The sequence below is a fragment of the Candidatus Accumulibacter phosphatis genome (genome assembly GCF_000024165.1).
Classification (GTDB): Bacteria; Pseudomonadota; Gammaproteobacteria; order Burkholderiales; family Rhodocyclaceae; genus Accumulibacter; species Accumulibacter phosphatis.
On sequence record NC_013194.1, the window covers coordinates 3,754,895 to 3,771,887 of the forward strand.

A 16,993-nucleotide genomic window follows, 5' to 3' on the forward strand; every position below is an offset into this window, starting at 1 on the left:
CTTTATCATGGTCGGCGTCCTCGGGAGATTGCTCAATGGCAAGAGACAAGCACGAAAAACACGACAAGCACGACCAACCCGTCGTGGTCAGCGAGAGTGGCCAGGGACCATACCAGCAGAGCATTCGTGTCGGCAAGCACCACCTGATCGCCGACGAGCCGGTCGCCATGGGCGGCGCCGATACCGGCCCGGCTCCCTTCGATTTCCTCCTCGCCAGCCTCGGGTCGTGTACCTCGATCACCCTGCGCATGTACGCGGAGCGCAAGAAACTGCCGCTCACCGGCATCAGCGTCGAACTGGCCCACGATCGCATCGACGTCGAAGGGCACGGCAAGGTCGACCGGATCTCGCGCACGATCACCCTGCAGGGCGATCTGACATCGGAACAACGCAGCAGCCTGCTGGCGATCGCCAACAAGTGCCCGATGTACCGCACGCTGCAATCCGATATCCGGATCGAGAGCGTCCTGGCCACGGGTAGACCGGCACCCGTCGACTGAACGACACCGGTGAACCAGCAGTGCTCCGAGTGTGCTCGATGTCACGCCTGTGGGTCATTACACGCGCCGGCTTAGAGACTTTTCAGGCAGCCTGTGGTAAATTGATGCGGTGCAACATCGCACCTGTACCGCGCCTCGCCAACCAGAGGTGAATGGACCCCATCATGTTAGAACACCACTATCTCACTACCCTGTTTGAACCCAAGTCGGTTGCCGTCATCGGCGCCTCGGACCAGGAACATTCCGTCGGCAACGTCCTCTTCAGGAACATCCTGGATTCCGGCTACAAGGGGCGCCTGTACCCGATCAACATCGCCCACGACACGATCTCCGGCGTGCAGGCCTACAAGTCGATCGAGGAGATCAGTGCCCGCGTTGAACTGGCGGTGGTCGTCACGCGCCCGCAGACGGTCCCGAAGATCATTGAGCAATGCGGCCGCAGCGGCGTCAAGAACGCCATCGTGATCACCTCCGGCTTCGCCGAGGCAGGGCACTCGGGTGCCGCGCTCGAGCGCAAGATGATGGAGATTGCCCGCAGCTACGGCGTCCGCCTCCTTGGCCCCAACTGCCTGGGCATCATTCGTCCGAATCTCGGCCTGAATGCGACCTTCGCGCGCGTGCATGCGAACATCGGTCATCTGGCGCTGGTTTCGCAGTCGGGGGCCATCTGCTCGGCCGTCCTCGACTGGGCGACCAGCAACCGGATCGGCTTTTCCAGCGTCATCTCGCTGGGCGGCACCGCCGATGTCGATTTCGGCGAGATCCTCGACTACCTGATCTACGACAACCTCACCCACTACATCCTGCTCTACGTCGAAGGCATCCGTGACGCGCGCCGCTTCATGAGTGCCCTGCGTTCGGCCGCGCGCATCAAGCCGATCGTGCTGCTCAAGGCCGGGCGGCACGCCGGCGGCCTGGCCGCGGTCGAGACGCATTCGGGCATGGCCGCCGGTTCCGACATCGTTTTCGAAGCGGCGGTACGCCGGGCCGGCGTCGTCCGCGTCAAGAACATCGGGCAGTTGTTCTACGCGGCCAAGGCTCTGGCCTCGAAGTTCCGCCCGCAAGGCAAGCGACTGGCGATCATTACCAACGGCGGCGGACCCGGCGCAATGGCCGCCGACCGTGCCGGCGACCTCGAGATTCCGCTCGCCGAATTGTCCACCGCGACCATCCAGACGCTCAACGCCGCCATGCCGCCGACCTGGTCGCAACGCAATCCGGTCGACATCGAGGGCGATGCCACCCCGAAGCGCTATTACGACGCCATCCTGGCGGTCGCCGAGGATGCGGAAGTCGATGGTGTCCTGGTGATGCTTTCGCCGCAGGCGATGACGCAGCCGATGGAAGTCGCCAAGGCGGTGATCGAGGTCGACCTGCTGACCGCCAAGCCGATCCTCACCTGCTGGATGGGCGAGGATCAGGTGCATGAGGCGCGGGCGCTGCTCGAGGATTCGGGCATTCCCTCTTTCCGGATGCCGGAAACGGCGGTCGAGCTGTACTACCACATCTCGACCTACTACTGGAACCAGAAGCTGCTGCTGCAGACGCCGGCCCCCCTGTCGAAGCATGCGCGCCCGGAAACCGAAGGTGCGAAGATGCTGATCGAGGCGGTATTGCAGGAACGCCGCAAGCTGCTTTCGGAAATGGAATCGAAGGCGATTCTGCGCGCCTTCCGCATTCCGGTGGCGCAAACCATGGTGGCGCACACGCCTACCGAGTCGCTGCTGCTGGCCGAGCAAATCGGCTTTCCGATCGGCATGAAGATCGATTCGCCCGACATCCTGCACAAGAGTGAGGTCGGCGGCGTTCGCCTCAACATCACCAATGCTCCAGCGGCGCGCAACGCCTACCACGACATCATCGAGACGGTGAAGAAGCGGCACCCGACGGCGCGCATCAACGGTCTGTCGATCGAACCCTACCTCGCCCGCCCGAACGGCCGCGAACTGATGATCGGCGTCTCACGCGACCCGATCTTCGGCCCGATCATCACTTTCGGCGCCGGCGGCACCGAGGTCGAGGTGTTCAGCGACCGCGCGGTCGCCCTGCCGCCGCTGAACCGCTTCCTGGCGCGCGACCTGATCTCGTCCACTCGGGCTTCGAAACTGCTCGGCGAGTTTCGCAACATGCCGGCGGTCAACCTCGAGGCGCTCGAGGATGTGCTGCTGCACGTCTCGCAGATGATCTGCGAACTGCCCTGGCTGCAGGAGCTGGATCTGAATCCGTTGATCGTCGATGAGAACGGCGCCATCGCCGCCGACGCGCGCATCATGATCGATCATGCCGCGGCATCCGGCGACCGCTATTCGCACATGGCCATCCACCCCTACCCGGTCCATCTGATCCAGGACTGGGAGCTCCCGGATGGCCGCGTCGTGACGATTCGACCGATCCGCCCGGAGGATGCCGAGCGCGAGCAACAGTTCGTCATCTCCATGTCCGATGAAAGCAAGTACTACCGCTTCATGGACACCATCCGCGAACTGACCCAGACGATGCTGGTGCGCTTCACCCAGATCGATTACGACCGCGAAATGGCCCTGGTGGCGACCCTCCACAACGAGGAAGGTAAAGAAGTGCAGATCGGCGTCGCGCGCTATGTCACCAACCCGGATGGCGAATCGGTGGAGTTCGCCCTCGCGATTGCCGACGACTGGCAGAAACATGGCGTCGGTCGCAAGCTGATGAGCGCACTGATTGAATGCGCGCGCGCCAAGGGCTACCGTACCGTCGTTGGCGACGTGCTGTCGATGAACACCAAGATGTTCAACCTGATGAGCAAGCTTGGCTTCACGATTCACCCACACCCCGATGACCCCGCCGTCAAGCGCGTCATCAAACCCTTGAACAACTAGCCAGCGCTTCCAGGGGCCGGGGAGACAGGCAACGCGTCCAGTTCAGCGAAGCCGAAGTCTCCGGCCCCGCCATACAGGCAGAGAAAAGCCGCCGGGCGAGAATCGCCCGGCGGCTTTCTTGTGTGGAGCGCTATGTACGGCGTACGGCGGAGTTACTGCTCGAAGCGGAGTTACTGCTCGAAGTTCACGTCGTAGGGATAGGGACGTGCCGCCTCGGTAGACTCCCGGCGGGACTTTTCCTCGTTCAGGTCGACCTTCCTGTCCCACCAGATCGCCCGGCCCCGGCGCTGGTCCTCGAGCCATTCTGGATTCTTGGCCATCATCTCGCGCATGAACACGGTGTGATCGGATTCGTACAAAGCCATCGCTGCTGCTCCCAGAGGTTAGAAAACGGCCTGCAGACTGTGCTGCCCAAGGCGCACATTATACGCCCGTGCCCGCCGGCCGGCTCAACGCCACAGGCCGACGGGCACGCCCCAACTCAGTGCACGACGATCGGCCGCGCCGCACCAGCGCAGTACTCGTCAAGCAGCGCGTCGATCGACTCTTCGTCGCGCTCGCTGTCGGGAATGCCGTCGATCGCCCGACGCAAGTCCCTGGCCACCGACCCCTGTACGAAAAGACTGCGGCTGGCCGCCTTGTCCACCAGCTCAAAGCCCTGTTGCACCGGGTAGGCGACGATCGCGTAGTGCTGACTGTTGTATACGATGTTCATGCGTACTCCTTTCCAGGTGGCGGGCTCAATGCTCCACAGCGTCCCGATTCGTTCAACACAAGCCTTCCGAATCTTCTAGGCACGTAAACTTGAAGCAAGTTCCGCGCCATTTCACCGCCTTCTCCTCTAGGCCTTGTCAAAGCGCATGATGCCGCTGTCGCAGGCGACGCGAATCGTATCGCCTGCGGCGAAACGGCCTTCGAGGATGGCCATGGCGAGGGAATCCTCGAGTTGCGACTGGATCGCGCGCTTCAGCGGGCGCGCGCCATAAACAGGATCGAAGCCGGCCGTCGCCACTTCGGCCAGCGCGCTATCCGCCACTTCCAGCCGCAACTCGAGCTGCGCCAGGCGCTTTTCGAGGTAGGCGAGCTGGATTCTGGCGATCGCCTTGATATGCTGCTCGTCCAGTGCGTGGAATACAACCACCTCGTCAATCCGGTTGATGAACTCGGGCCGGAAATACGTTTTCACTTCACCCATTACAGCCAGCTTGATCAGCTGATAGTCGTCGCCAGCCATCTGCTGGATCATCTGGCTCCCGAGGTTTGACGTCATGACGACGACGGTGTTCTTGAAATCGACGGTCCGCCCGTGCCCGTCGGTCATCCGCCCGTCGTCGAGGACCTGCAGCAGCACGTTGAAGACGTCCGGGTGCGCCTTCTCCACCTCGTCGAGAAGGATTACCGAATAGGGCTTGCGGCGTACGGCTTCGGTCAGGTAGCCGCCCTCCTCGTAACCGACATAGCCGGGCGGCGCACCGATCAACCGGGACACCGAGTGCTTCTCCATGAACTCGCTCATGTCGACGCGAATCAGGTGCTCCTCGGAGTCGAAGAGGAAGCCGGCCAGGGCCTTGCACAGCTCGGTCTTGCCGACCCCGGTCGGGCCGAGGAACAGGAAGGAACCGTAGGGGCGGTTCGGGTCGGCGAGGCCGGCGCGCGAGCGGCGAATGGCATTGGCGACCAGACGCACCGCCTCGTCCTGCCCGACGACGCGCTGATGCATCCGTTCTTCCATCTGCAACAGCTTCTCGCGCTCGCCCTGCATCATCTTCGATACCGGAATACCAGTCGCCCGCGAGACGACTTCGGCGATCTCCTCGGTACCCACCTCGGTGCGCAGCAGCTTGTTGTGCTGGCCACCGTCGCCCGATTTCTCGGCAACGGTCAGTTGCGCCTCGAGTTGCGGCAGCTTGCCGTACTGGATCTCGGCGACCTTGTCCCACTTGTTCTCGCGCTGCAGTTGAGCCAGCTCGAGCTTCAGCTTGTCGATCTCTTCCTTGATGTGCGCACTGCCCTGCACCTGCGATTTTTCGGCCTTCCAGACCTCGTCGAGATCGTTATACTCGCGCTCGAGCTTGACGAGCTCCTCCTCGATCAGATGCATGCGCTTCTTGGAGGCGTCATCGCGCTCCTTGCGCACGGCCTCCCTCTCGATCTTGAGCTGGATCATGCGGCGGTCGAGCTTGTCCATCACCTCGGGCTTGGAGTCGATCTCCATCTTGATGCGCGCCGCCGCCTCGTCGATCAGGTCGATGGCCTTGTCCGGCAGGAAGCGGTCGGTGATGTAGCGATGCGACAGTTCGGCCGCGGCGACGATGGCCGGGTCGGTGATGTCGACGCCGTGGTGCAGCTCGTATCGCTCGCGCAGGCCACGCAGGATGGCGATCGTCGATTCGACCGTCGGCTCCTCGACCAGCACTTTCTGGAAGCGGCGCTCGAGCGCGGCATCCTTTTCGATGTACTTGCGGTACTCGTCGAGTGTCGTCGCGCCGACGCAGTGCAGATCGCCGCGCGCCAGCGCCGGCTTGAGCATGTTGCCGGCGTCGATCGCGCCCTCGGCCTTGCCGGCGCCGACCATCGTATGCAACTCGTCGATGAAGACGATGATCTGCCCCTCTTCCTGGGCAATCTCCTTGAGCACCGCCTTCAGGCGCTCCTCGAATTCGCCGCGATACTTGGCGCCGGCGAGCAGCGCGGCCATGTCGAGGCTCATCACCTTCTTGCCCTTCAGCGTCTCCGGGACTTCGCCATTGACGATGCGCTGCGCCAGGCCTTCGACGATCGCCGTCTTGCCGACACCCGGCTCGCCGATCAGGACCGGATTGTTCTTGGTACGCCGCTGGAGAATCTGGATCGTCCGGCGAATCTCATCGTCGCGCCCGATCACCGGGTCGAGCTTGCCAAGGCGGGCGCGCTCGGTGAGGTCGATGCAGTACTTGCTCAGCGACTGGCGCTGCCCCTCGGCCTCCTGGTTATCGACGGCCTGGCCGCCGCGCAGCGAGGCGACGGCCTGCTCCAGGGATTGCTTGACCAGTCCGTGCTGCCGGAGCAGGCGACCGCACTCGCCCTTGTCGTCGCACAAGGCGAGCAGGAACATTTCCGAGGCAATGAACTGGTCGCCCCGTTTCTGCGCTTCCTTGTCGGTAAGGTTCAGCAGGTTGGTGAGATCGCGCCCGACCTGCACCTCGCCGCCGTGCCCTTCGACTTTCGGCAGGCGGTTGATGGCCTGGACGAGCGCCGCCTTCAACGGCGGCACGTTGGCTCCGGCATGCGCCAGCAGCGAAGTCGTCGAGCCGTCATCCTGCTGGAGCAGGGCGAGCAGCAGGTGCTGCGGTTCGATGATCTGGTTGTCATGTCCGACGGCGAGACTCTGCGCATCGGCGAGAGCCTGCTGGAACTTGGTGGTCAGTTTGTCCAGGCGCATGCTGCTATCCTCCAGGGAAGTGTGGTCATGCACCGCAAGTGGGGACGGCCAGCGCCAAATCAACGTGCTCGCCGCAAATTCCCGGTGCAGCGAGCTTCCCGTGCGAAGGACGTGCGGCGGCGACTCACCGGCGTCGGTCGCGTCCGCGCCCCGCATCCCACCGCGGCAGGCTCAGCCGTGCGCTGGGCGGGAGAAGCCAAAGGGCCGGCGCGAGATGATCCGCAGGGGCGTTCTCGATGCTTGCCGAGAACGCCCGTGTCAGGTCTGCCAGCGCTCCGCGGCCTCGTCGTCGGCTGCGTGCGCCGCGACCCAGCGCGCACCCTCGGGCGTCAGTTCGCGCTTCCAGAACGGCGCGCGCGTCTTCAGATAGTCCATGATGAACTGGCAGGCGGCAAAGGCGTCGCCCCGGTGCGCCCCGGCAACGGCTACCAGGACGATCTGATCGGTCGGCAAGAGTCGGCCGACACGGTGAATCACCAGGGCGTCGATGATCGCCCAGCGCCGACAGGCTTCGCTGACGATCGCCTGCAGCGCTCTCTCGGTCATTCCCGGATAGTGCTCGAGCGTCAGTTCGGATACCCCGGCGCCGTCGTTCAACTCGCGCACGAGGCCGACGAAGGAAGCCAGTGCGCCAATCTGTGGATCCTTGCCGCGCAGCGCCGCCAACTCGGCGCCAACGTCGAAATCGGCTTCCTGGACGCGAACGACCATTTCAGCCACCGGTCACCGGCGGGAAGAAGGCCACTTCGTCACCATCGACGACTGGCGTATCGAGTCGCGCCATTTCCTGGTTCACCGCGTAACGCAGGTTCCGGTACGTGCCCAGGGCTTCCCACTGGCGACCACGCGCCGTCAAGAAACGAATCAGGCCGGCAACATCGCCCACCGCTGCCGGCAGGTCCACGTCCTCGCCACTCTCGCCAAGCGTCTCGCGCAGGCCGGCAAAGTAAAGAATCTTCAGCTTCATCAGCCCTCCTCAGGCAAGCAACTCGCTAAACGGCAGGAAGCGAACCGTATCGCCACGCCGGATGATCTGTTGCGGCGGGTTGTCGACCAGACCGTCACCCCAGACGGCCGAAGTCAGGACGCCCGAGCTCTGGTTGGCGAAGAGTTCGACACTGCCGTCGGCGCCGCTTCTTGCGCGCAGGAATTCTCGTCGCGCATCCGGCTGCAACCAGTCGAAATCGGCACGCAGCCGATAGCTCGCCGGGGTGATCTGGCCAACCCCTTGCCGCCTGAGCACGAAGGGCCGAACCAGCATCAGGAAAGTGACGAAGCTCGACACCGGGTTGCCGGGCAGACCGATGAAGGCCACCTCGCCCACGTCCGCAGTGATCTGACCAAACGCCAGCGGCTTGCCTGGCTTGATGGCGATCTTCCACATGTCGAGCCGACCCTCCGCCTCGACGGCTGCCTTGACGTGATCTGCCTCACCCACGGAAACGCCGCCCGACGTGAGAATCAGGTCGCTGTCGCGCGCCGCTTTGCGCAGCGCCGCCCGTGTTGCCGCGAAATCGTCGGGCACCTGACCATGGTCGCGAACCTCGCAGCCGAGACGCTCGAGCAGGGCGGTGAGGAGAAAGCGATTGGCGTTGTAGATCGCTCCCGGTGGTAGTGGCTCGCCAGGCATGCGCAGTTCGTCGCCGGTGAACAACACGGCGACGCGCAAGCGGCGAAAGACGGGCAGCTGCGCGATCCCCACGGACGCCGCGAGGGCCGTGTCCTGTGGCCGCAGGCGCTGTCCAGCCGGCAGAATCTCGCTGCCGGCGGCGATGTCGCTTCCCGCGCGCCGGATGTGCTCGCCCACTTGCGGCAGGTGATTGATCACCACCTCGTTGCCGGCGTGCGCGCACAACTCCTGCATCACCACCGCGTCGGCACCGGGCGGGATCGGCGCGCCGGTGAACAGGCGTGCGGCGGTCCCCGGCTGCAGCCGGGTGCCGACGCTGCCGGCCGGAATCCGTTGCGACACGGGCAAGCGCGTCGCCGCAGCGGGCACGTCGACAACGGCGAGCGCGTAGCCGTCCATCGCCGAGTTGTCGAGCGGCGGCGCGTCGACCGTGGCGTGCTGTGCCTGGGCGAGAACTCGCCCAGCCGTCGCCAGGGTCGGTAGCCACTCCACTTCGGCAACCGTCGGTGCACCACGCTGCAAGCGTGAAAGCGCCTCTTCAAAGGACAGCATGCCGGTTTCCTCCAGGTTGGAGCGTAGCAAGTTGCAGCGTATCGAGGATGAAACGGACGATCGTCTCCGTGTCGTTCAGATCCAGCCAGACGGGGTCGCCTGGACGATCTGCCAACGGCCTCTGGTCGGACGCCACCGCCACAATGTCCGGGTCTTCGGGCCACAGCGGCGGTTTGCCGTTGGCTGGCCGATAGACCTCGAGCTTCGGGATCGCTTCCTGCTTGAACCCCTCGACGAGCACCACATCACAGGGCGAGAAATGCGCGACGTATTCCGCCAGCGACGGCTCGGGATCCGCGCGCAGCTCGCTCATCAACACCCAGCGGGCGCTGCTGGCGAGAAGGACCTCGGTGGCGCCCGCCTGGCGATGGCGAAACGAGTCCTTCCCCGGGCGATCGATATCGAAATCATGATGCGCGTGCTTGACTACCGATACGCGTAGTCCGCGGGCCGTCAGGCGTGGCAGCAGCTTTTCCATCAGCGTCGTCTTGCCGGAGCCGGAGTAGCCGGCGATGCCGAAAAGTCTCATCGGCAGTTTCCCGGCTGCGCGTTGCAGGACACCGGAACGACGGCGGCGAAACCGCCACCGGGAGTCCGGAAGTTCGTCGTCTGGCCCCGGTACAGGCGGGCCGAGACAAGCTGAACGACACCGCGATAGACGTAATTGCGCAGATCGAGCTTGAAGTCCTGTTCGACACCATCGATCAGCAGGCGCCGCTCCGACGGTGCCACCACCGCCTGAGCAACGTAGCCGCCGCGTGCGATTTCCTCGAACACGCGCCGGGTCATCTTGTCTCCACGATACGTCGCCCGGCTGCCGAAACCCGCGGCTGGCTTGAAGAACCAGCGCTTGCGGCCGGTCCAGAAGGCTTCCGCCCTCTCCGCGGTGACTTCCTCGGTGCGCGGGATGCTGCTCGCCAGAAACTGTCGGTCCTCGTCGTCGACGCCGATGCGGGCGAGCCACGCGTCGTCACCGAGGGCGACCAGATTGCGCTTGTCGGCGAACAGCGCATGCGCCTGCGGATGCGGTGTCAGGACCACGGCATCGGCCAGATAGGCCGCGCGCAACATCGCCTGGGGCGGCTCTTCGAGAGCGAAGTCGGTGAGCCGGTTGTAGACGAGGTCGACCGCTTGCCCACGACAGACGAGGCGTTCGCCGTCGAACGACAGCTCCGCCGGGTCCGCGATCATGGCGGCGATGCCGTTCGCCTCGAAGAGTTGGCGAAAGAGTTCGAACTCGGGTGCCAGGTATTGCTCGGCCGGCAGGCTGTCGACGATGGCGATGCGCGTCAGCGGTCGGAGCCGAGAATCGCGACCGGCCAGACGCCATTCTTCGCGGAACATGGCGACGAACGCCGCTGCGTCCGGCAGTGCGGCCGGCATCATCCTCGCCACCGGTTCGCAGCAGGCACGCTGGGCGCGCAGCAGGCACGCGTTCAGCAGCGCGCCACCGGCGTTCGAGTTGATCTCGATCAACCAGGGACCGTCCGGGCCGAGATGAAAATCGTAGCCGAGAAAGACGCCGGCAGCTCCGGGCGAGTGGCGAGCGACCGGCGGCGCGTACTCCAGCACTCTTTCCTGGTAAGCCGGCAAGGCGACCACGCGGTCGAGCGCGGCGACGGTCTTCGCCATCCGCAAGAGGTGTGCCTCGCTGACGAAAACCATGCTGTCGGAAAACAGATGCGGTCGCGTCGCCAGCAGGTCGGCGTGTGAAATCGCTCCTTCACCGTGCTCGAGCGCGGCTTTCAGCGACTGATGATCCACCGAGATGCAGGCGCAACCGCGATTGAGCAGTTCCGCGGCAGCGCGGCAGTCAGCCGGCAAGAGATCGGTCAGCGACCGCAGGCGCTCATTGTCCATGCGTATCAGGGCGCCGCTTCCGGCGCAAAGAAGGCCACCGCTTCGGCGAGTTCGCGGGTACGCTTCATCGGTGGCAGGCTGCGCCAGATGCGTTTGCCGTAGGGTTTGCCGATCAGCCGCGGATCGCAGATCATCAGGACGCCGCGGTCCGTTTCGTCCCGGATCAGGCGCCCCGCCCCCTGCTTGACGTTGATCACGGCGCGCGGCAGCTGATACTCCATGAAGGCGTTGCGACCTTCGCCGCGCAGCCGTTCGATGCGCGCCGACAGCACCGGATCGTCCGGCGGCGCAAAGGGAAGCTTGTCGATGACGACCAGCGACAGTGCATCGCCGCGCACATCGACGCCCTCCCAGAAGCTCTGGCTGCCGATCAGGATGGCATTGCCGAGGCGGCGAAAGCGCTCGAGCAGTTCGTTCTTGCTGCGTTCACCCTGCAGCAGCAACGGCAGGTCGAGCCCGGCGCGCTGCAGTTGCTCGCTCAGCAACTCATGCGTCCGGCGCATTGCCCGCAAGGACGTGCACAGGAAGAAGGCTCTGCCGCCGCTCGCCTGGAGAACGGGAAACGCGGCGGCGACGACCGCCTCGGCATAGTCCCGGCTATTCGGGTCGGGCAGGTTGCGTGGCGCGTACAGCAAGGCCTGTCGCGGGTAGTCGAAGGGACTCTCCCAGCGCGCCGAGCAGGCCTCCGCCAGTCCCATCTCGCTGCAGTAGTGGGCGAAATCCTCCTGTACGGCAAGCGTCGCCGACGTGAAGATCCAGGCGCGCGGATGCCCGCTCATCTGCTTCTGCATGATTTCGGCAATCACCAGCGGCGTGGCGTTGAGCTGCAGCGAGTGGCTGAAGGTCTCGCCCCAGCGGACGAAGTCGGCGCTGGCGCCGCTCTGCCAGGACTGCAGGCGCGCCAGCAGCTCGCCAGCACGCCGCCAGCAGTTTTCGAGCCCTTCACCACGCTGGGCCTGCGTCTGCAGCAACGCGGCGAGCGCTTGCAGGTCGCCGATGACCGTCGCCAGAGCGCCGGCGAAACCCGGGCGTGCCTCGATTTGCAGCAGCGCGTAGCGGGCCGGTTCGAGGGGCAAGGTCAGGCGCAGCTCGCGAGTCGCTTTTTCGAGCTGGTCGCAAAGACCCGGCAAATCAAGGCAATCACGCGCCGAGGCGACGCCCTCGAGCCGGGTATCCCGGGCCAGTTCGAGAAGCTGCGCCGACGAGACGCTGTCGCCGAAGAACAGGCTGGCAACTTCCGGCAACTGGTGCGCTTCGTCGAAAATCACCGCATTGCATGCCGGCAGGAGTTCCGCCGTACCTTCGTCGCGCAGCATCACGTCGGCAAAGAACAGGTGATGATTGACCACCACCAGATCGGCAGCCAAAGCATCGCGACGCGCCGCCAGGACGAAGCACTCCTTGTGATTCGGACAGTCCTGGCCGAGACAGTTGTCGCGCGTCGAGGTCACCATTGCCCAGACGCTGGCAGTTTCCGGCACATCGGCACACTCCGCCTTGTCACCGGTAAGCGTCTTCTTCGCAAAGCGCGCGATGCGCTGTGCATACCCGGCATCCTCGCGCGAGAGGAAGCGACCGTCGGCCAGCGACCGTGCGAGATGGTAGTGGCACAGGTAGTTGGCTCGCCCCTTGAGGAGTGCGATCCTGATCGGCGACTTGAGGATCTTGCGGATGGTCGGAATGTCGCGCGCGAAGAGTTGATCCTGCAGGTTGCGCGTCCCCGTTGACACAATCACCTTGCCACCCGAGAGCATTGCCGGCACGAGGTAGGCATAGGTCTTGCCGGTCCCTGTCCCCGCCTCGGCAACCAGCACACGGTTGTCGGCCATCGCCGCGGCGATGTGCTCGGCCATTGCCAGTTGCTGGCTACGCAAGCGGTAGCCGGGAACACCTGCCGCCAGTGGGCCGTCGGCGGCAAAGACTTCGGAAAGCGAGGCGGTCATGGATTGTTCGTCGAAAGCAGCACGCATGCTACCAGAAGCTGGCCCGTCCGGCCTGCCGACCCGCTCGGGCCGCGACATTCGTGGCCGGTCGCCGCCCCGCTGCGGCGAACCGGTCGACAAGCCAGGGAGACCCGGAGGCTGTCGGCGCATCGCCACCGCCAACGAGGCGGCGCCGGTCGACTAAGGATTCGGCTTTTCCATCAGCTCGCGCAGGAAGCGTATGGGGATGGCGAAACTTATCCCCGATGGCTTGCTGAGGACGGATTCCTTGTTCTCCTTGACGAACACCATGTTGATGATCCCGATCACTTCGCCGCGACCGACCTCGTAAAGGGGACCACCACTGTTGCCGGGATATGCCGTCGCATCGAGCTGGTAGACATCGAAGCTGCCGCTCCTGATCTGCTGGATGACCCGGGCATTGAGCTGGCGTGCGTTCGCCCCCGGCAGCACGATCGGCGTAATCGCCGAGATGATGCCGCGGTGCGTCACCGGCGTCAGTCCCAGCACGCTGCCGATCGGGAAGCCGGTAAAGGCGATCGACTGACCCTCCCTGACCGGCGCCGAGTCATGCAGGGTCAGGGCCGGCAGGGCCTGGCCGTCGATTCGCAACAGGGCGATGTCGTGCGCCTTGTCGACAGCGACCGCTCTGGCCGACCGTTGTTGCGCGCCGCTTGGCCCCGCGCGTGACGCGACGACCAGTGTTTCACCGGCGGCCGTGTCGAGCACTTCGGGAAGCACGTGCGAGTTGGTCGCCACCTGACGCCCGTCGCCGACGACGAAACCGGTGCCCCGCATGACGAACTGCGGGCTGCGCGTCAGCTGATAGGTGCCGATGACAACGACGGAGGGCTTCACCCGCTCGATCACCTCCGCCAGTTCCGCCGACGCGGCGCCGGCCAACAGGGTCGAGGCCGCGATCCAGGCAGCCATCAGCAAGCATTTCAGCGTCCGCATGCGCTCTAGGAGCCCTTGGTCAAGCGAATCCGCGGCAACTCCGGAGAGGGAGTCGTGACCCTGGAGTCGTAAGGATGATCGTCACGCTTGAACAGGCCGATGATCCGTTTGACGTAGCCACGCGTCTCCGCATACGGAGGCACGCCACGGTAACGATTCACCGCACCCTCGCCGGCGTTGTATGCCGCGGCCACCAGGCTGACATCGCCTTCGAAATAGGCCAGCAACCAGCGCAGGTACGCCAGACCACCACGCAGGTTCTGCTCCGGGTCGAACGGCTTCTTGACGTTGAAGCGCGCCGAGGTATCGGGGATCAACTGCATCAGGCCCTGTGCATTCTTGTTCGACAGTGCCGCCGGGTTGAAGTTGGATTCGGCCCGGATGACGGCGAGGGCCAGCCGCGGACTGACACCGTACTCGGGCGCCAACTGGTTGACCAGGCCAACGACCTGCCTCTGGGTTTCGCTGCTCGGCACGATGACATCCTGGCCGTCGTCGACAGGCAGTGCCGGTCGCATGCACTCCGGCACCTCGCTGGTCGGATCGCCGACGAAACGCTTCATTTTCTGCGACTGCGCGTGTCCCTGTTTCGCCGCCAGATCGAAAAAGTACGCAGCCAGCGCGTCATTGCGTTCGAGGCCACGGCCGTTGGCATACATCCAGCCGAGACTGAACTGGGCTTCGGGATCGCCGGCACGGGCGCCGTCGCAGTACAGTTTGGCCGCGCGTGCGGGATCCTTGGCGACGCCTTCGCCATGCTCGTGCGCCAGGGCTTCCTTGCGCAGCGCCAGCAAGCGCTCGGCATCCGCCTCGCGGGGAGCTTCTCCGGCAGCGAAGGCTGCCATGCTCAGCAGGCCGCAGAGCAGCAGAGAACCCTGGCGCACCAGGGCCGGGCAGCGGAAGCAGGCGGGTATCATCGACAGACCTCGTCGGCGACAGCAAAACGGGAAACATACCACGGCATCGCCACGCGTACCCCGTCTTCGAGCCGGTGGCTCGGCAGGTAGCCGAGCAGACGCCTGGCCTTGTCGATGTCGGCCTGCGAATGACGGACGTCGCCGGGCCGAAAGCCGCCGTACACCGGCCGCAGCGAGCGTACGTCAGGCCGGAAGTCGGACAGCGCATCGCGAAGCATGTCGAACAGCCGATTCAGCGATGTTCTATCGTCGACCGCGACGTTATAGACCTGATTGACCGCCGCCGGATCGTCGGTCGTCGCCGCCAGCAGGTTTGCCTGCACCGCATTGTCGACGAAGCAGAAGTCACGGCTGGTCTCGCCGTCGCCGTTGATCTTCACCTCCTCGCCAAGAAGCATCGCCCGCGTCCACCGTGGAATCACCGCGGCGTACGCACCTTCCGGATCCTGGCGGGCGCCGAAAACGTTGAAATACCGCAAACCGATCGGCGCCAGGCCATAGCAGCGCGCAAACACTTCGGCGTAGAGCTCATTGACCAGCTTGGTCACCGCGTACGGGGACAACGGCCGACCGATGCGCTCTTCGATCTTCGGCAACGCCTCATGATCACCGTAGGTGGAACTCGACGCCGCATAGACGAAACGCCTGACCCCGGCATCACGCGCCGCGACGAGCATGTTCAGGAAGCCGTCCACATTGGCGGCATTGGTCGCCACGGGATTGGCCAGCGAGCGCGGAACCGAGCCCAGCGCCGCCTGATGGAGCACGAAGTCAATGCCGCGGCACGCCTCGCGACAGGCGTCCAGGTCACAGATGTCGGCCTCGACGAAACGGTGGCGCGACCATTGCGCCGGGGTCACCAGCGAGCGAACCTCGTCGAGGTTGCGGCGATGACCGGTGGCGAAGTTGTCGAGCCCGACGACGGTCTGGTCGAGTCGAAGCAGCGACTCGACCAGATGCGAGCCGATGAAGCCGGCACTTCCGGTCACCAGCCAGCGCGCCGGCTGCGCCGTCAGCCGCTTGCCGAGGACCGCGAAGGGGGAAAGAGAAGAACTCAGAGACGCCACACCGTTACCCCTTGCGATACCAGCTGGGCCTCGTTGAACATGCTCTTGACGTCCGTCAGGACACCACGCTGCTGCAACTTGCCGACATAATCCGTCAGCGGCCGCTCCTTGAACTGGCGGTGGCCAACGGCGGCCACGATTGCCGCCGCCTGCGGCAGATCGTCCCAATCGGTCAATGCGACGCCATACTCGTGCCGAGCTTCGTCGGCATCGGCAACCGGTTCATGCACGAACACCCTGGCGCCATACGACTCGAGTTCGCGGATCACGTCGATGACGCGCGAGTTGCGCAGGTCCGGGCAGTCCTCCTTGAAGGTCAGGCCGAGCACGATGATCGGCGCATCCTTGACCTGCCAGCCATTGCGAATCATCTGCTTGACCGTCTGCTCGGCGATGAACTTGCCCATCCCGTCGTTGATGCGACGCCCGGCATTGATCACCTCCGGATGGTAGCCGAGCATCTCGGCCTTGTGGGTGAGGTAGTAGGGATCGACGCCGATACAGTGGCCGCCGACGAGGCCAGGGCGGAAAGGCAGGAAGTTCCATTTGCTGCCGGCGGCTTCGAGGACTTCGAGCGTGTCGATGCCGATGCGGTCGAAGATGATCGCCAACTCGTTCATCAGGGCGATGTTGAGATCGCGCTGGGTGTTCTCGATGACCTTGGCGGCCTCGGCCACCTTGATGCTGGACGCCGGATAGACGCCGGCGGTGATCACGCTGGCATACACCTCGCGGACCCGTTCGAGGGTTTCCGGGGTATCCCCGGAGACCACCTTGACGATCCTGGTCAGCGTCCGCTCCTTGTCGCCCGGGTTGATCCGCTCAGGCGAATAGCCGACGAAGAAATCCTTCTTCCACTTCATTCCCGAATGCTTCTCGATGATCGGAATACAGATTTCCTCGGTCGCGCCGGGATAGACCGTCGACTCGAAGACCACGGTGGCGCCCCGCTTCAGGTTCCTGCCGACCGCTTCCGACGAGCCGATCAGCGGTGCGAAATCGGGTTGATGCGCCTGGTCGACCGGCGTCGGCACGGCGACAATCAGAAAATCCGCCTCGGCGAGGGCGGCCGGATCCGTGCCGACCTCGAGGTGCACCGCTGCCGCCAGATCGGCGCTGCTTACCTCGCCCGTCGGGTCGACATGCTGCCGATAATGCGCCACCTTGCTTGCCGACAGATCGAACCCAATGGTCCGACCCTTCTTGCCAAATTCGACGGCGAGAGGCAGACCAACGTACCCCAAACCAACCACAGCAACTATAGTCATTAACTTCCCATCCTGAGAGTGTT

At 64.6% G+C, this 16,993-nt stretch carries 15 protein-coding genes; 2 read left to right on the plus strand and 13 right to left on the minus strand.

The features are described from left to right. Positions 1–35 precede the first annotated feature (35 nt). Together CAP2UW1_RS16210 and CAP2UW1_RS16215 are read left to right on the plus strand one after the other, a co-directional pair. Complete coding sequence (locus tag CAP2UW1_RS16210) at positions 36–500, plus strand: OsmC family protein (protein ID WP_015767706.1); 465 nt, start codon at positions 36–38, stop codon at positions 498–500. A gap of 164 nt (positions 501–664) precedes the next feature. Beyond that, complete coding sequence (locus tag CAP2UW1_RS16215; protein ID WP_015767707.1) at positions 665–3,355, plus strand: bifunctional acetate--CoA ligase family protein/GNAT family N-acetyltransferase; 2,691 nt, start codon at positions 665–667, stop codon at positions 3,353–3,355. A gap of 170 nt (positions 3,356–3,525) precedes the next feature. On the opposite strand, the gene CAP2UW1_RS16220 is transcribed toward CAP2UW1_RS16215, so the two are convergent. From CAP2UW1_RS16220 to CAP2UW1_RS16280, 13 genes are all read right to left on the minus strand, one after another. Further along, positions 3,526–3,720 carry a DUF3460 family protein gene (locus CAP2UW1_RS16220; protein WP_015767708.1) on the minus strand — a complete coding sequence of 65 codons (195 nt, stop codon included), beginning with the start codon at positions 3,718–3,720 and terminating at the stop codon, positions 3,526–3,528. A 116-nt stretch (positions 3,721–3,836) separates the two neighbouring features. Beyond that, on the minus strand, positions 3,837–4,070 hold the full coding sequence (locus CAP2UW1_RS16225) for a DUF3567 domain-containing protein (protein WP_015767709.1): 234 nt from the start codon (positions 4,068–4,070) through the stop codon (positions 3,837–3,839). A gap of 126 nt (positions 4,071–4,196) precedes the next feature. Then, positions 4,197–6,776, minus strand: coding sequence for an ATP-dependent chaperone ClpB (gene clpB / locus CAP2UW1_RS16230; RefSeq protein ID WP_015767710.1), 2,580 nt, complete (start codon positions 6,774–6,776; stop codon positions 4,197–4,199). Between the two features lie 258 nt (positions 6,777–7,034). Then, on the minus strand, positions 7,035–7,487 hold the full coding sequence (gene moaE / locus CAP2UW1_RS16235; RefSeq protein WP_015767711.1) for a molybdopterin synthase catalytic subunit MoaE: 453 nt from the start codon (positions 7,485–7,487) through the stop codon (positions 7,035–7,037). Between the two features lies 1 nt (position 7,488). Beyond that, entirely contained in the window at positions 7,489–7,743 is a 255-nt protein-coding gene (gene moaD, locus CAP2UW1_RS16240) for a molybdopterin converting factor subunit 1 (protein ID WP_015767712.1), read from the minus strand. A gap of 9 nt (positions 7,744–7,752) precedes the next feature. Further along, positions 7,753–8,958, minus strand: a complete 1,206-nt coding sequence (locus CAP2UW1_RS16245; RefSeq protein WP_015767713.1) for a molybdopterin molybdotransferase MoeA — start codon at positions 8,956–8,958, stop codon at positions 7,753–7,755. Beyond that, complete coding sequence (gene mobB, locus CAP2UW1_RS16250; protein ID WP_015767714.1) at positions 8,945–9,487, minus strand: molybdopterin-guanine dinucleotide biosynthesis protein B; 543 nt, start codon at positions 9,485–9,487, stop codon at positions 8,945–8,947. Before mobB ends, CAP2UW1_RS16245 begins: the two co-directional genes overlap by 14 nt. Then, the gene (locus CAP2UW1_RS16255) at positions 9,484–10,818 is read right to left on the minus strand and encodes an ATP-grasp domain-containing protein (RefSeq protein ID WP_015767715.1); all 1,335 of its coding nucleotides are present in this window, start codon (positions 10,816–10,818) and stop codon (positions 9,484–9,486) included. The genes mobB and CAP2UW1_RS16255 overlap by 4 nt, the downstream gene beginning before the upstream one ends. 5 nt (positions 10,819–10,823) lie before the next feature. Beyond that, a complete protein-coding gene (locus tag CAP2UW1_RS16260; RefSeq protein WP_041567882.1) occupies positions 10,824–12,761 on the minus strand; it encodes an ATP-dependent DNA helicase in 1,938 nt (645 codons plus the stop codon). A 180-nt stretch (positions 12,762–12,941) separates the two neighbouring features. Continuing rightward, entirely contained in the window at positions 12,942–13,694 is a 753-nt protein-coding gene (locus CAP2UW1_RS16265) for a S1C family serine protease (RefSeq protein WP_291911811.1), read from the minus strand. Between the two features lie 29 nt (positions 13,695–13,723). Beyond that, the gene (locus tag CAP2UW1_RS16270) at positions 13,724–14,635 is read right to left on the minus strand and encodes a transglycosylase SLT domain-containing protein (RefSeq protein ID WP_015767718.1); all 912 of its coding nucleotides are present in this window, start codon (positions 14,633–14,635) and stop codon (positions 13,724–13,726) included. Continuing rightward, positions 14,632–15,702 carry an SDR family oxidoreductase gene (locus CAP2UW1_RS16275; protein ID WP_015767719.1) on the minus strand — a complete coding sequence of 357 codons (1,071 nt, stop codon included), beginning with the start codon at positions 15,700–15,702 and terminating at the stop codon, positions 14,632–14,634. The genes CAP2UW1_RS16270 and CAP2UW1_RS16275 overlap by 4 nt, the downstream gene beginning before the upstream one ends. Then, positions 15,690–16,970: a nucleotide sugar dehydrogenase gene (locus tag CAP2UW1_RS16280; RefSeq protein WP_015767720.1), complete on the minus strand. Its 1,281-nt coding sequence runs from the start codon at positions 16,968–16,970 to the stop codon at positions 15,690–15,692. The genes CAP2UW1_RS16275 and CAP2UW1_RS16280 overlap by 13 nt, the downstream gene beginning before the upstream one ends. Positions 16,971–16,993: the final 23 nt, after the last annotated feature.

Coding starts and splice junctions, on each gene's coding strand:
- CAP2UW1_RS16210 (WP_015767706.1), top strand. CDS start 36: ATGGCAAGAGACAAGCACGAAAAACACGACAAGCACGACCAACCCGTC.
- CAP2UW1_RS16215 (WP_015767707.1), top strand. CDS start 665: ATGTTAGAACACCACTATCTCACTACCCTGTTTGAACCCAAGTCGGTT.
- CAP2UW1_RS16220 (WP_015767708.1), bottom strand. CDS start 3,720: ATGGCTTTGTACGAATCCGATCACACCGTGTTCATGCGCGAGATGATG.
- CAP2UW1_RS16225 (WP_015767709.1), bottom strand. CDS start 4,070: ATGAACATCGTATACAACAGTCAGCACTACGCGATCGTCGCCTACCCG.
- clpB (WP_015767710.1), bottom strand. CDS start 6,776: ATGCGCCTGGACAAACTGACCACCAAGTTCCAGCAGGCTCTCGCCGAT.
- moaE (WP_015767711.1), bottom strand. CDS start 7,487: ATGGTCGTTCGCGTCCAGGAAGCCGATTTCGACGTTGGCGCCGAGTTG.
- moaD (WP_015767712.1), bottom strand. CDS start 7,743: ATGAAGCTGAAGATTCTTTACTTTGCCGGCCTGCGCGAGACGCTTGGC.
- CAP2UW1_RS16245 (WP_015767713.1), bottom strand. CDS start 8,958: ATGCTGTCCTTTGAAGAGGCGCTTTCACGCTTGCAGCGTGGTGCACCG.
- mobB (WP_015767714.1), bottom strand. CDS start 9,487: ATGAGACTTTTCGGCATCGCCGGCTACTCCGGCTCCGGCAAGACGACG.
- CAP2UW1_RS16255 (WP_015767715.1), bottom strand. CDS start 10,818: ATGGACAATGAGCGCCTGCGGTCGCTGACCGATCTCTTGCCGGCTGAC.
- CAP2UW1_RS16260 (WP_041567882.1), bottom strand. CDS start 12,761: ATGACCGCCTCGCTTTCCGAAGTCTTTGCCGCCGACGGCCCACTGGCG.
- CAP2UW1_RS16265 (WP_291911811.1), bottom strand. CDS start 13,694: ATGGCTGCCTGGATCGCGGCCTCGACCCTGTTGGCCGGCGCCGCGTCG.
- CAP2UW1_RS16270 (WP_015767718.1), bottom strand. CDS start 14,635: ATGATACCCGCCTGCTTCCGCTGCCCGGCCCTGGTGCGCCAGGGTTCT.
- CAP2UW1_RS16280 (WP_015767720.1), bottom strand. CDS start 16,970: ATGACTATAGTTGCTGTGGTTGGTTTGGGGTACGTTGGTCTGCCTCTC.